General features: G+C 71.8%; 10 protein-coding genes. 3 read left to right on the top strand and 7 right to left on the bottom strand.

From position 1 onward, the window contains the following. Positions 1 to 60: 60 nt before the first annotated feature. The 5 genes from VK501_RS15295 to gltB all read right to left on the bottom strand — a co-directional run bounded on the left by VK501_RS15295 (position 61) and on the right by gltB (position 9,826). Entirely contained in the window at positions 61 to 663 is a 603-nt protein-coding gene (locus VK501_RS15295) for a TetR/AcrR family transcriptional regulator (protein WP_324338762.1), read from the bottom strand. Beyond that, complete coding sequence (locus VK501_RS15290; RefSeq protein WP_324338760.1) at positions 660 to 2,051, bottom strand: flavin-containing monooxygenase; 1,392 nt, start codon at positions 2,049 to 2,051, stop codon at positions 660 to 662. The genes VK501_RS15295 and VK501_RS15290 overlap by 4 nt, the downstream gene beginning before the upstream one ends. A 55-nt stretch (positions 2,052 to 2,106) precedes the next feature. Continuing rightward, positions 2,107 to 3,597, bottom strand: coding sequence for a flavin monoamine oxidase family protein (locus tag VK501_RS15285; RefSeq protein WP_324338758.1), 1,491 nt, complete (start codon positions 3,595 to 3,597; stop codon positions 2,107 to 2,109). Positions 3,598 to 3,610: 13 nt separating this feature from the next. Next, complete coding sequence (locus tag VK501_RS15280) at positions 3,611 to 5,173, bottom strand: glutamate synthase subunit beta (RefSeq protein ID WP_324338756.1); 1,563 nt, start codon at positions 5,171 to 5,173, stop codon at positions 3,611 to 3,613. A 105-nt stretch (positions 5,174 to 5,278) separates the two neighbouring features. After that, positions 5,279 to 9,826 (bottom strand): glutamate synthase large subunit, encoded by a 4,548-nt coding sequence (gltB, locus tag VK501_RS15275; protein WP_324338754.1) that lies wholly within the window; start codon positions 9,824 to 9,826, stop codon positions 5,279 to 5,281. A 461-nt stretch (positions 9,827 to 10,287) separates the two neighbouring features. Here gltB and VK501_RS15270 point away from each other — a divergent pair, with 461 nt between their 5' ends. The 3 genes from VK501_RS15270 to VK501_RS15260 are packed head-to-tail and all read left to right on the top strand — an operon-like array spanning position 10,288 to position 11,539. Further along, a complete protein-coding gene (locus tag VK501_RS15270; RefSeq protein ID WP_324338752.1) occupies positions 10,288 to 10,767 on the top strand; it encodes an ATP-binding protein in 480 nt (159 codons plus the stop codon). Then, entirely contained in the window at positions 10,764 to 11,159 is a 396-nt protein-coding gene (locus tag VK501_RS15265; protein WP_324338751.1) for a hypothetical protein, read from the top strand. Before VK501_RS15270 ends, VK501_RS15265 begins: the two co-directional genes overlap by 4 nt. Before the next feature lie 8 nt (positions 11,160 to 11,167). Next, a complete protein-coding gene (locus VK501_RS15260; RefSeq protein ID WP_324338749.1) occupies positions 11,168 to 11,539 on the top strand; it encodes an STAS domain-containing protein in 372 nt (123 codons plus the stop codon). Here the strand turns inward: VK501_RS15260 and VK501_RS15255 are convergent. Both VK501_RS15255 and VK501_RS15250 read right to left on the bottom strand, forming a co-directional pair. Beyond that, on the bottom strand, positions 11,536 to 12,618 hold the full coding sequence (locus VK501_RS15255; protein WP_324338747.1) for a DNA topoisomerase IB: 1,083 nt from the start codon (positions 12,616 to 12,618) through the stop codon (positions 11,536 to 11,538). The genes VK501_RS15260 and VK501_RS15255 overlap by 4 nt on opposite strands. 36 nt (positions 12,619 to 12,654) lie before the next feature. Beyond that, positions 12,655 to 13,554: a Ku protein gene (locus tag VK501_RS15250; protein ID WP_324338745.1), complete on the bottom strand. Its 900-nt coding sequence runs from the start codon at positions 13,552 to 13,554 to the stop codon at positions 12,655 to 12,657. Between the last annotated feature and the right edge of the window lie 64 nt (positions 13,555 to 13,618).

Raw genomic sequence — 13,618 nt, 5'->3', positions numbered from 1 at the left:
CTAGCCGGGGCGGAAGTTGCGGTGCCTGTCCGCGCAACGGACCGTGCAAAAGCGCGACGGTCAGCGGCGCGACGACAGGCCCGCGATGAACAGCGCGCTGATGAACTCGGTGGCGCGCGCCGGGTCCGGGACGTCGCTGCTGAGCATCCGTGCGCCCACCTCGAACGCCGCACCCACCATCGACGCGGCCATGTACTCGACGTCGTGCCCGGGGATCAGCCCCGCAGCGACGCCGGCGTGCAGGTCCTCGGCGAGCTCCTCGACACCCGCCACCAGCGACGGCTCGTCGAACATCGCCCGGATCGTGCCCGCGTTGCGGCTGAGCATCTCCGACGTTTGGCGATCCTCGAGCAGGTAGTCGAAGTAGGCCCGGAAGCCGTCGCGCACGAAGGCGTCCAGGGTCGCCCCCTCGCGGCGGGCCGTCCGCACGCGCACGCGCGCCTCCCCCGCGGTCTCGTCCAGGAGCGCGCGCAGGACCGACTCCTTGTCGGGGAAGTAGTTGTAGAACGTCCCGGTCGCCAGGTCGGTCTTGCGCACGATGTCCCGCACCGAGGCGGCGCCGAAGCCGAGCTCGGCGAACACCGCGCGCGCCGCGACCAGGATCGCCGCACGGTTGGCCTGCTTCGTGCGCTCGCGCTTGCCGGCTGGCGCGGCCTGCGTCACGCGGCGACGGCCTCAGCGGCCCCAGCGGTGCGCGGGGCGTCCTTGGCGCGGTGGGCGACCGGCGGGGCGAAGCCGCGCGTGCGGGCGCGCTCGGCGCCGGCCTTGCGCTCCCTGTCGAGGTCGCGCAGGTAGTCGTCGAAGTCGACCTGGATGGTGTGGCGCTTGGAGGCCACGTAGCGCTTGCGCATCGCCCGCTGGTCGGCGCGGATGTCGGCGCCGACCTCGCCGGGCGCCGGCAGCGCGTACTCGCCGCGCAGGTAGGCGGCCAGCCACTGGCCCTGGGCCTCGGCGAGCGGCATCACCGCGCCGAGCGGCTGCAGCAGGCCGACGAACGCCAGGTCCGGCAGCGCCGGGTGGAACACGCGGCGGAAGAGCTCGATCTGGTTGTCGGGCGCCGAGAGGAAGTCCTCGTCGAAGAACGGGAACGTGATCTTGTAGCCGGTGCAGTAGACCACGACGTCGACCTCCTGGCGGCTGCCATCGGCGAACTCGACGAAGCGGCCGTCGAGGCGCTCGATGTTCGGCTTGGGCGCGACCCGGCCGTGCTGGATGCGGTCCAGGATGCGCCCGGAGACCGTGGGGTGCGCCTCGCCGAAGTGATGGTCGGGCTTGGGCAGGCCGTACTTCGTCAGGTCGCCCGTGTAGAGCTTGACGATGTTGTGGATGGCCTTCTGGCGGATCTTGAACGGGATCCGCGGGTCGTTCTTGAGCTGGTCCGACGGGCGGCCGAAGAGGTATTTCGGGACGATCCAGGCGCCGCGGCGGGCGGCCAGGAACGTGCTCCGGGCGACATAGGACGACTCGACCGCGATGTCCATCGCCGAGTTGCCCATGCCGAGCACGACGACGTTCCTGTCCTCGAAGATCGAGCTGTCGAGGTAGGAGTGGGCGTGGATCTGCGTGCCCTCGAACGTGTCGGCGCCCGGGAAGGCGGGTTCGGGCCAGCGGGGGTTCCAGTGATGGCCGTTGGCGACGAGCACCACGTCGTACTCGCGCGTGACGCCGTCGTCGGTCGTCACGGTGTAGACGCCGTCGCCGCCGCGCACGACCTTCTCGACCCGCGTGTCGAAGACGATGTGGTCGCGGAAGCCGAAGTGGTCGACGTAGTCGTCGAAGTACGCGGCGATCTGCGCGTGGTGCGGGTAGTCCGGGTAGTCGGCCGGCATCGGGAAGTCCGAGTAGGCCATGCGGTCGCGCGACGTGTTGATGTGCAGGTCGCGATAGGCGGCCGACATGCCGTTGCGGTTGCCGAAGACCCAGTTGCCGCCGACGCGGTCGGAGGCCTCGACGCAGTCGAACGGGACACCGTGCTGGTGCAGGGCCTTGGCGACCGCGATGCCGGACGAGCCCGCGCCGATCAGGCAGACGGTGGGAAGCGACGGGGACATGAGCGGCAGCGTCGCAGAAGGTGACGGGGGCGTCAAGTTTGTGGTGGCAGGACGCTCAGCTCCGCCTCCTGAGCGCCGCGCCGACCTCCCGGGCCGCACGCTCGCCGGCCCGCACCGCGCCGTCCATGTAACCGAGCCAGTAGTCGGCGGTCTCGGTGCCCGCGAAGTGGATGCGGCCGTGCGTGGCGCGCAGCTGCGCGCCGTGCTTCGACAGCACGCCCGGCGCGAAGTGGCCGACCGGGCAGCCGCGCGTCCATTGCTCGGTCGTCCAGTCCTTCTCGACGAGATCCTCGGGGCTGCGGGCGCGCTCGTCGCCGGTGAAGCGCACGAAGTCGTCGAGGACGCGGGCGCGGCGCGTGGCGGCGTCCAAGGCCGCCCACTCGCGGTGCCGTCGGCCGCCGACGAACGAGAGAAGGACGCCGAGGCTGCCGTCGGCCGGGCTGTTGTCGAACGGGACGCGGGCCAGGCCGGTGTCGCTGACGCCCTGGCCGCTGAGGCCGGCCTCGCGCCAGAACGGCGTCGGGTAGACCGCCTCCACCTTGGTCAGCGAGCCGGGCGTCATCGCCCGCAGCAGCGTGCGCTTCCCGGCGGGCAGTCCGGGTGCGTAGGCGATGCGCGCGGCGAGCACCGGCGGAACCGCGACGATGGCCCGCTCCGCGTCGATCGTGACGCCGTCAGCCGTGACGCGTACGCCGCCGTCGCGCGCGGCGATGCGGCGCACCGGCGCGCCGAGGATCACCCGCGACCCGAGCTTGGCGGCCACCTTCTCGGCCACGACGACCGACCCGCCGACGATGCGCTGCTCCTGGGCTCCCCCGGCGGTGGAGACGAGCCTGGCGAACGAGCCCAGCGTCCTGGCATTGCCCGCCGCGGCGACGTAGAACAGCACGTACAGCAGCGACAGCTCCTCGGGATCGGCTCCCCAGATCGACTCGCAGACCGCGTCGGCGATCGCCTTGCCCCGGGGCGTGAGGCCCTTGGGCGCCAGCCACTGCGCGAGCGTCTGGCCGTCGTGGGCGCGCGCCTTCTCGGACGTCCACGGCAGCGCGACGCCGACCTTCTTCGCCATCGGGTCGAGGGCGAGGAGCGCGCCGAGCGCCGCCACGGTCTCCGGGTCGTCGGGAACGCCGGTCGCGGCCGGGTACAGCGTTCGCCGGCCGCCGGCCAGCAGGACGTTTGAGCCCTCGTTGTACGCCGGGAACGTCTTGGTCTGCGTCGCCTTGGCCAGCGCGAGGATCCGGTCCTGCGTCGGCCCCACGTACTCGCCGCCGATCTCGGCGATCGCCGTGCCGCCGCCGATGCCGACGTTGGCGGTGCGGCCGCCGACGCGCCGGCGCGCCTCCAGGATGATCACCGAGTGCCCGGCCGCCTCCAGCGCCCGGGCGGCGGCCAGGCCGCTGAAGCCCGCGCCGACCACCACCACGTCGGCGCGCTTGGGCCGGCGCCGCGCGGCCAGCGCCGGCGCCCGTCCCTCCACGGCGGCGATCGCCGCTCCGGCGGCTCCGGCCTGCAGGAGCCGGCGGCGGGTCAGTGGCGCGTGGGGCATCGCGCGACGGTAGCTAGCTCTCCTCCACCGCCATGCCGCCGTCGGCGTGCGACGGCGGACCCTCGGGGCCGTCGTCGGCGTCGTGGACGTTGCCGGCCAGGACCGGCTCGCGCTCGGCGGCGCCGAGCTCGTGGAGGAAGCGGTCGGCCATGCGGGCCGCCTGGCGGCCCTCGTTGATCGCCCAGACGATGAGCGACTGGCCCCGGCGAGCGTCGCCGGCGGCGAAGACGCCGTTGACGGAGGTCGCGTAGGTCGAGGCCCTGATGTTGCCGCGCTGGTCGAGGTCGACGCCCAGCTGCTCGACGATCCCCTCGTGCTCGGGATGCAGGAAGCCCATGGCCAGCAGGACCAGGTCGGCCTGCATCTCGCCGTGGGTGCCCTCGACGGGCGCGAACGGCGGCGCGTCGGCGGCCTGGGCGTAGTGCAGCGCGCCCACGTGGCCGTCCTCGCCGTCGAAGCGCGTCGTGACGATCGAGTAGTCCTGCTCGCCCTTGCCGATGGCCTGGGCCTCCTCCATCGCGTACGACAGCCGGAACTTCTGCGGCCACAGCGGCCACGGCGTCCGGTCGTCGGGCCGGTGCGCCGGCGGCTCGGGCAGCAGCTCGAGCTGCGTGACGCTCAGCGCGCCCTCGCGGATGGAGTGGCCGACGCAGTCGGCGCCCGTGTCGCCGCCGCCGATGACGACCACGTGCTTGCCGGCGGCGGTGATCTCGACGGAGTCGGACCCACCCGCCCGCGCGACCGTCGGCGCCGGCCCGAACTCGTCGGCGATCGCGCGGTTGCGCACGTACAGGTAGTCCATCGCCGGGTGGATGCCCTCGAGCTCGCGCCCCGGGACGGGCAGGTCGCGCGGGACGCGCGAGCCGATCGTCAGGACGACGGCGTCGAACTCGGCGCGCAGCTCCTCGCCCGTGACGTCGCGCCCGACGTCGACGCCGCAGCGGACCTCGACGCCCTCCTCGCGCAGCTGGTCCATCCGCCGCTCGACGAGCCACTTCTCGATCTTGAAGTCCGGCACGCCGAAGCGCACGAGCCCGCCGCCGGCCTCGTCGCGCTCGAAGAGCACGACGCGATGACCCGCGCGGCGCAGCTGCTGCGCGGCCGCCATGCCGGCGGGACCGGCGCCGACGACCGCGGCGCTGCGGCCGGTCTCGACCAGCGGCGGCTGGGCGACGACCCAGCCCTCGTCCCACGCGCGGTTGATGATGGAGTTCTCGATCTGCTTGATGGTGACCGCGTCGCCCTCGCGGATCTCCAGCACGCAGGCGGCCTCGCAGGGGGCGGGACACAGGCGCCCGGTGAACTCCGGGAAGTTGTTGGTCGCGTGCAGCTGCTTGATCGCGTCCGGCCAGCGGTCGCGATAGACCAGGTCGTTCCAGTCCGGGATCAGGTTGCCCAGCGGGCAGCCGTTGTGGCAGAACGGGACGCCGCAGTCCATGCAGCGTCCACCCTGCGCCGACAGCTCCGCGTCGGAGCGCTGGACGACGAACTCCTTGAAGTCGCCCACCCGCTCCTGCGGGTCGCGGTAGGGCATGTTGGAGCGGTCGATCTTGAGGAACCCGCCGAGCTCGCCCATCAGGCGGCCCGCTTGACGTCGAGGGGGACGGGGTTCACGCACGCGCTGGCGGTCATGCGGCCCGCTTGACGTCGAGGTGGACGGGATTCACGAACACGCTGGCGGTCATGCGGCGACCTCCTCTTCAGCAGCAGCCTCCGCGGCGGCCTGCTCGGCCAGCACGCGCTTGTAGTCGGTGGGGAAGACCTTGACGAAGCAGCCGCGCGAGACGTCCCAGTCGTCGAGCACGCGCTGGGCGACCGGCGAGCCGGTGCGCTGGAGGTGCTCCTCGACGAGCGCGCGGACCTCGGCCGCGTCGTCGTCGCCCAGCTCCTCGAGCTGGTCGAGCAGCGTCGGGTTGACCCGGGAGCGGAACCCGCCGTCCTCGTCGAAGACGAACGCGAGGCCGCCGCTCATGCCGGCCGCGAAGTTGCGCCCGGTCTGCCCGAGGACGACGACGCGCCCGCCGGTCATGTACTCGCAGCCGTGGTCGCCCACGCCCTCGATCACGGCGCTGGCGCCCGAGTTGCGGACCGCGAACCGCTCGCCGGCCTGACCGCGGAAGAACGCCTTGCCCGACGTCGCGCCGTAGAGCACCGTGTTGCCGACGACGACGTTGTCCTCGGCCCGGAAGGTCACGCCCTCGGGCGGGGTCACGACGACGGTGCCGCCGGAGAGGCCCTTGCCGGTGTAGTCGTTGGCGTCGCCGTGCAGCGTGAAGGTCACGCCGGGAGCCAGCCAGCCGCCGAAGCTCTGGCCGGCCGAGCCGGTGAACCGGACCTGGACGCTGTCGGTCGGCAGGCCGTCGCGGCCGTGCAGCTCCGCGATGCGGCTGGACAGCATGCCGCCGACGCAGCGGTTGACGTTGCGCACGCCGACGTCGATCTGCACGCTCGCGTCGCCGCCCTCGACGACCGGGCGGGCGCGCTCCAGGAGCACGTGGTCCAGGGCGTCGTCGAGCACCGGCGGCGGCGGCTGGGTGCGGTGCCGCGGCGCGTCGGGCGCCACGTCGCGCGGGAACGTCAGCAGGTGCGTGAGGTCGATCCCGCGCGCCTTCCAGTGGTCGATCGCCTGGTCGGCCTCGAGGAGGTCGACGCGACCGATCATGTCCTCCATCTTGGCGATGCCGAGCGAGGCCATGATGCCGCGCAGCTCCTCGGCCACGAAGAAGAAGAAGTTGACGACGTGCTCGGGCGTGCCCTTGAAGCGCTTGCGCAGCTCGGGATCCTGCGTGGCGATGCCGACCGGGCAGGTGTTGAGGTGGCAGGCGCGCATCATGATGCAGCCGGTGGCGATGAGCGGGGCCGTGGAGAAGCCCATCTCGTCGGCGCCCAGCAGGGCGGCGATCGCGACGTCGCGACCCGTCTTGAGCTGGCCGTCGGTCTGGACGACGATGCGCGAGCGCAGGTCGTTCTTCAGCAGCGTCTGCTGCGTCTCGGCCAGGCCGATCTCCCACGGCGCGCCGGCCGCGACGATCGAGCTCAGCGGCGAGGCGCCCGTGCCGCCGTCGTGGCCGGCGATGACCACGTGGTCGGCGTTGGCCTTGGCGACGCCCGCGGCGACCGTGCCGACGCCGACCTCGGAGACCAGCTTGACCGACACCTGCGCCTTGGGGTTGGCGCAGCGCAGGTCGTAGATGAGCTGCTTGAGGTCCTCGATCGAGTAGATGTCGTGGTGCGGCGGCGGCGAGATCAGGCCGACGCCGGGCGTCGTGTGGCGCACCGAGCCGATGTAGGCGTCGACCTTGTAGCCGGGCAGCTGGCCGCCCTCGCCGGGCTTGGCGCCCTGGGCCATCTTGATCTGCAGCTGGTCGGCGTTGACCAGGTAGTGGATCGTCACGCCGAAGCGACCCGACGCCACCTGCTTGATCGCCGAGCGGCGCAGGTCGCCGTTCTCGTCGCGCTCGAAGCGCCGCGGGTCCTCCCCGCCCTCGCCCGTGTTCGAGCGGCCGCCGAGGCGGTTCATGGCGATCGCGAGGTTCTCGTGGGCCTCGGTGGAGATCGAGCCCAGCGACATCGCGCCGGTGGCGAAGCGCTTGACGATCTCCTGGGCGGGCTCGACCGCGTCGAGCGGGATCGGCTCCAGATCGGCGCGGAGCTTCAGCAGGCCGCGCAGCGTCGCCTTGCGCGCGGCGTGCTCGTTGACCATCCTCGCGTACTCGTCGTACTTGTCCTGGGCGGAACGGGCCGGATCGGTGTCCGGGCGCACGGCGTGCTGCAGCGCCGCGATCGTCTCCGGGTTCCACATGTGGTGCTCGCCGTCGCGGCGCCACGCGTAGACGCCGCCGACGGGCAGGAGCTCGTCCGCCGACACGGCCGCCCGCGTCCCGTAGCCGCGCGCGTGGCGGTCCAGCGCCTCCTGGGCCAGCTCGTCGAGGCCGATGCCGCCGATCCGGGACGCGGTACCGCAGAAGTGGCGGTCGATCAGCGGCTTCTCGAGGCCCACGGCCTCGAAGATCTGCGCGCCGCAGTAGGACTGGATCGTCGAGATCCCCATCTTGGAGATCGTCTTCAGCAGGCCCTTGCCGAGCGCCTTGACGACCGCGCGCTGCGCCTCGTCGGAGGAGTCGATGTCGCCGACACGGCCCTCGGCGACGAGGGCGTCGACGGTCTCGAACGCGACGTACGGGTTGACGGCGCTCGCGCCGTAGCCGATCAGCGTGGCGAAGTGATGCACCTCGCGCGGCTCGCCGGACTCCAGCACCAGGCCGGTCTGCAGGCGGGTGCCGAGGCGCACCAGGTGATGGTGGACGGCCGCGACGGCCAGCAGCGACGGGATCGGCGCGCGGCGCTGGCCGATGCCGCGGTCGCTGAGGATCAGGACGTTGACGCCCGTGGCGACCGCGTCGTGGGCCTCGTCGCAGATCTCGGCCAGGCGCGCATGCAGCCCCTCGGGGCCGTCCTGCACCGCCCAGGTGATGTCGATCGTGTGCGACCTGAACCACGGGTGGTCGATCGCCCGCAGCGTCTCGAGCTCGTCGTTGCGCAGGATCGGCTGGCTCATGACCAGCTGGCGCGCGTGCTCGGGCGACTCGTCGAGGAGGTTGCCCTCGGCGCCGACGCCGGTGCCCAGCGACATGACGATCGACTCGCGGATCGGGTCGATCGGCGGGTTGGTGACCTGCGCGAACAGCTGCTTGAAGTAGGTGAACAGCGAGGGACGCTGGTCCGACAGGACGGCCAGCGCCGCGTCGTTGCCCATCGAGCCCAGCGGCTCCTCGGCGTTCTTGGCCATCGGCGCCATGAGGATCCGCAGGTCCTCCTGGCTGTAGCCGAACGCGAGCTGCAGGTTGCGCAGCGGCTGGCTCAGCGGCGCGCCCTGGCGCGGCGCGAGGTCGTCGAAGCGCACGACGTTCTCCTCGAACCAGCGGCCATAGGGCTTGGCCGTGGCGACCTGCTCCTTGACCTCGTGGTCCTCCACGATGCGGCCGGCCTCGAGGTCGACGAGGAACAGCTTGCCCGGCGCGAGCCGGCCGAGGCGCACGACGTCGGCCGGGTCGACGGGCAGCATGCCCGTCTCGGAGCCGAGCATGATGTAGCCGTCCTTGGTCTCGGTCCAGCGCCCGGGCCGGAGGCCGTTGCGGTCGAGCGTCGCGCCGACGACGGTGCCGTCGGTGAAGCAGACCGACGCCGGGCCGTCCCACGGCTCCATGAGGCACGAGTGGAAGGCGTAGAAGCCCTTGAGGTGCTCGGGCAGGTCGTCCCGGTCGGCGTAGGCCTCGGGGATCATCATCATCGCCGCGTGCGGCAGCGACCGGCCGGCGAGCATCAGCAGCTCGAGGACGTTGTCGAACGTCGCGGAGTCCGAGCCGCCCGGCCGCACGATCGGCATGACCTTCTGGAGGTCCAGGCCGAACAGCTCCGAGGCCAGCTGCGACTCGCGGGCCCGCATCCAGTTCGCGTTGCCCATCAGCGTGTTGATCTCGCCGTTGTGGGCGATGACGCGGAACGGGTGCGCGAGGTCCCACGACGGGAACGTGTTGGTGGAGAAGCGGCTGTGCACCAGGGCCAGCGCGGAGACGAAGCGCTCGTCCTTGAGGTCGGGGAAGAAGTGCCGGAGCTGATGCGAGATCAGCATCCCCTTGTAGACGCACGTGCGCGAGGAGAAGCTCGGGGCGTAGAAGTCCGGGCCCGCCGCGAGCTCGACGATCCGGCGGATCACGTACAGCTTGCGCTCGAACGCGTCCTGGTCCTCGCGATACGGCCCACCCTCCCCGGCGCCGACGAACAGCTGGCGGATGTGCGGGCGCGAGCTGTTGGCCGTGTCGCCGACGTGCTCGAGGTCGACCGGCACGTCGCGCCACCCGAGCAGCTGCTGGCCCTCGATGCGGACGTTGAGCTCCAGCAGCTCCTCCAGCTTGCGGCGCTGTGCCTCGTCGCGCGGCAGGAAGCAGACGGCCACGCCGTACTGACCACGCGGCGGCAGGGCGAAGTCGACGACGCCGCGGAAGAACGCGTCGGGGAGCTGGACGAGGATGCCCGCGCCGTCGCCCGTGCGGACGTCAGCGCCCTCGGCGCCCCGGTGCTCCAGGTTGTCGAGCGCGGTCAGCGCGCGGTCGATGACGCCGTGGTCGGGCTGGTTGTCCAGCCGCGCGACCATGGCGACACCGCAGGCGTCGTGCTCGTAGCGGGGGTCGTACAGGCCGTCGGCCTGAGGCAGTGCGGAGATCGTCATGAGGTGTCCCGTGGCGGCCCGGGGGCACGGGGCCTGAGGCTGGCCCGTGATCGCCGTCGGCGCGGGCTCCCCAGGCCTTGGAGGAAGCGGCAGAGTAGCAAGACCACTCCAGATTGGACAGACGTACGCGATCGCGTACAGCCTCCGCGGACCACGGCGGAAACCCCGCGGGACCAGCCTCTTCGTCCGCGGGCCTACGTCGGATGAGCATCTCGTTTGAGGCCCCTGACGCCGGGCATACCGAGGTCGCGGGAACGATGCTCCCGCCCCATGTCGCGTCACGGAAGCGCCGGACCCTGCCCCGGTGCGACGCGATGACCTCCCCCACACACGTCGAGCTGCCCTCGGGCGGCTCGACGTGCTTGCCGATCACAGGCAGGTGCCTTGGCAGAAGACTCGAACGTCTATGCTCCGGGCCCGTCGCGCGTGCGGGCGCGATCTGCGACTAGTACGACGACCGGGTGGGCATATTGGCAGCCGATGAGAACCCCGGGCCCCGGACGGCCCGGCACGATCGCCACCAGGAGCTTCTGACGCCCGACTTCGAGTTGACTCTGCCGGCCCGCGCCGAGAACGTGGCCGTCGTTCGCCATGCCTTCGGCGGCCTGGGCGATGCCCTCGACGTGCCCGACCACGCCCTCGCGGACGTGAAGCTCGCCGTCACCGAGGCGTGCACCAACGTCGTCGTCCACGCCTACCCCGACGGCGACGACGGCCCCATGGCGGTCTCCGCGGGGCTGCGCGACGGGGCGCTCACCGTGGTCGTCAGCGACGAGGGCCGCGGCATCCTGCCGCGCCCCGACTCGCCCGGCCTCGGGCTCGGGCTCCCGCTGATCGCCACGCTCGCCTCCACCCTGGAGCTCGGAACCAACGACCGTGAGCAGACCGAGGTGCGCATGACCTTCGAGCTGGAGCGCACGCCGGAAGGCGAGCCCGCGTGAGCGCCGAGCCGCCCACCGTCAACGAGGCGACGCTGACCGTCCGCCGCGCCGAGCTGCTCGGGCCGGTCCTCGGCCGCGTCGTCGGGATGCTCGCCGCGCGCGCGCAGTGCCCGATCGACCGCCTCGACGACGCGCTGCTGCTCACCGACGCCGTCGCGGCGCACGCGCCCGGGCACACCGCCAACGGGCGCGTCACCGTGCACGTCCACGCCGAGCCCGAGGGGCTATCGCTCCGCATCGGGCCGCTGCCGGCCGAAGGCGCCCAGGCCCTGGTCGACGCCGCCTCGCTGCCCGGCATCGGCAACGTCTTCCAGCGGGTCGCCGACGACGTCCGCACCGACGGCTCGGAGTTGCTTCTGCACCTCGCGTTCCGCAGCGATACGTCACACTAGGGGGACAGATGCCACCGGAATTCGCACTGACCCAGGACGCCGTCGATGCCGCCACGCAGGTCGTGGCCGTCTGCGGCGAGATCGACCTGTTCACCGCGCCCGAGCTCAAGACGGCGCTGGGCGAGGCGATGGAGGCCGGCAAGTCGCGCATCGTCGTCGACCTGGGCGAGACCACGTTCCTGGACTCGACCGCGCTCGGCGTCCTGATCGGCACGGTGAAGCGCCTGCGCTCCCGCGACGGCCGCCTGACGATCGTCAACGTCGACCAGAACATCGCCAAGACGTTCGAGATCACGGGCCTGGACCAGATCTTCACGATCCGCGGCAGCCGCGACGAGGCGCTGGCCGCGCTCGACGAGGAAGAGGCGCCGACCTCCTAGGCCGCCTCGGCGGCCACCTCGCCCCCGGGCGGGGCGAGCGCCGGCGACTCCTCGCCGGTGATCAGCTCGAGCACGGCGGACTCCACGTCGCCCTGGATCGCGGTGCCGTCGCCCTCCTCGGCCAGCTCGGGCAGCGCGCCGGCGATCGTGATGCCGTCGGCGTAGCGGTCGAACGTGCGCGGGTCGATGTAGGACGCGCGCGCCACCGCCGGCGTGTTGCCGAGGTAGTGCGCAACCTCCTTGACGACGCGCGCCATCGCCCGCTTGCGCGCCGCCTTGCTGTCGGGGACCGGGCTGACGGCGAGGCCCAGCGCGGCCAGCACCGTGGCGCCCCAGGTGCGGAAGTCCTTGGCGCTGATGTCCTCCTCGGTGACCTCCTTCAGCCAGGCGTTGATGTCGGCCGAGCGGACGTCGACCCAGCGGCGGTGGTGCTTGTAGGCCAGCAGCTCGTCGCCGCCGCCGCGGCGCTGCTTCAGCGTGCGCACGTCGGCGGCCAGGTCGCCGTCGATCACCGCCTGCACGCGCCGCTTGCCGTGCTTGGCGGGGTAGTCGAAGTACAGGTGGTCGCCGTCGACCCGGACGTGGCGCTTCTTCATCGTCGCCAGGCCGAACGTCTCGTTGGTGACCGCGTAGTCCTCGGAGCCGATCCGGAAGAAGCCGCGGTCCAGCAGCCGCACCGCCAGCGCGAGGACGTGGTCGCGCGAGTGGCCGCCGCGCGCCAGGTCGGCCTCCACGCGCTCGCGCAGCGCGGGGAGCGCGCGGGCGAAGACGACCATGTCCTCGAACTTGGCCATGTCGCGGCGCTCCCGCCATCGCGGGTGGTAGAGGTACTGCTTGCGCCCCTTCTGGTCGACACCGGTCGCCTGGATGTGGCCGCCCGGATAGAGGCAGATCCACACGTCGTCCCAGGCCGGCGGGATCACCAACTCGTTGACGCGGGTCAGGACCTCGGGCTCCTCGACGCGCTCGCCGTCGCGGTCGAGGATCGAGAACCCGCGGCCGCGGCGCACGCGACGCAGCCCTGGGCCCGAGCAGTCCACCTTGCGGAGCCGGGGCTTCTGGGCGCTCGTGCTCGGCATCGTGGCGCGGGCATACCCGCCACCGCGCGCCGGCAACTACTTCTTGGCGCTGGCCTTGCTCTTCGGCTTGGGCTTGGAGGCAGCGGGGGCGCGCTTGCGCTTGGGCTGGTCGCCGTTGCCGTCGGCCTCGGCGTCGGCGTCGCCGGTGCGCTCGCGGACCGCGTCGAGGCTCGCCTTCAGCGCGCTCATGAGGTCGGGCGCCGGCGCGACCTCCTCGGCCTCGGGCTGGACGGCGATCTCCTCGCCGGCCGCCTTGCGCTCGATCATGTCGAGGACCGCTTCGCGGTAGGTGTCCTTGTATTTGTCGGGCTCGAAGTCCCCGGCCAGCGACTCGACCAGCTGCTTGGCGATGTCGAGCTCGCGCTCGGAGGTCTCGACCTCCTCGGCGGACGGGATGTCGTCGAGCCGGTCGGGATCGACGATCTCGTCGGCGAAGAGCATCGTCGCCATCTCCAGCACGTCGTGGTCGGCCATGGGCCGGATCGCGACGAGGCTCTCCTTGGAGCGGATGACGACCTTGGCGATCGCGACCTTGTTGGTCTCCCGCATCGCCGCCAACAGGAGCACGTACGGCTTGGTGCCGCCCGGTCCGGGCGCCAGGTAGTACGGGTGGTCGTAGAAGATCGGGTCGATGTCCTCGAGGTCGACGAAGTCCTCGATGTCGATGGTCTTCGTCTTCTTGGGCTCGACGGCCTCGAGCTCGGAGGGCTCGATCACCACGTAGCGGTCCGACGAGATCTCATACCCCTTGACGAGATCCTCGTAGTTGACCTCCTCCCCCGTCGACGCGTCGACGCGCTTCTGGTTGATCCGCGATCCGGTCTTCGCGTTGAGCTGGTTGAAACGGACCGTCTTGCGGTTGACCGCGCTGTACAGCTTCACGGGCACGGTGACGAGCCCGAAGCTGATGGCGCCGGTCCAGATCGAACGAGGCATGGACGAGCAAGTGTGCCCCACGAGAGGTGGTTTGCACACCTCTCGCAGGGTTTCTTGCGGAACG

This window comes from Baekduia sp. (genome assembly GCF_035318805.1).
Lineage (GTDB): Bacteria > Actinomycetota > Thermoleophilia > Solirubrobacterales > Solirubrobacteraceae > Baekduia.
Note: the sequence above shows the minus strand (reverse complement) of the source record. Positions and strands in the feature narration are given on the sequence as shown.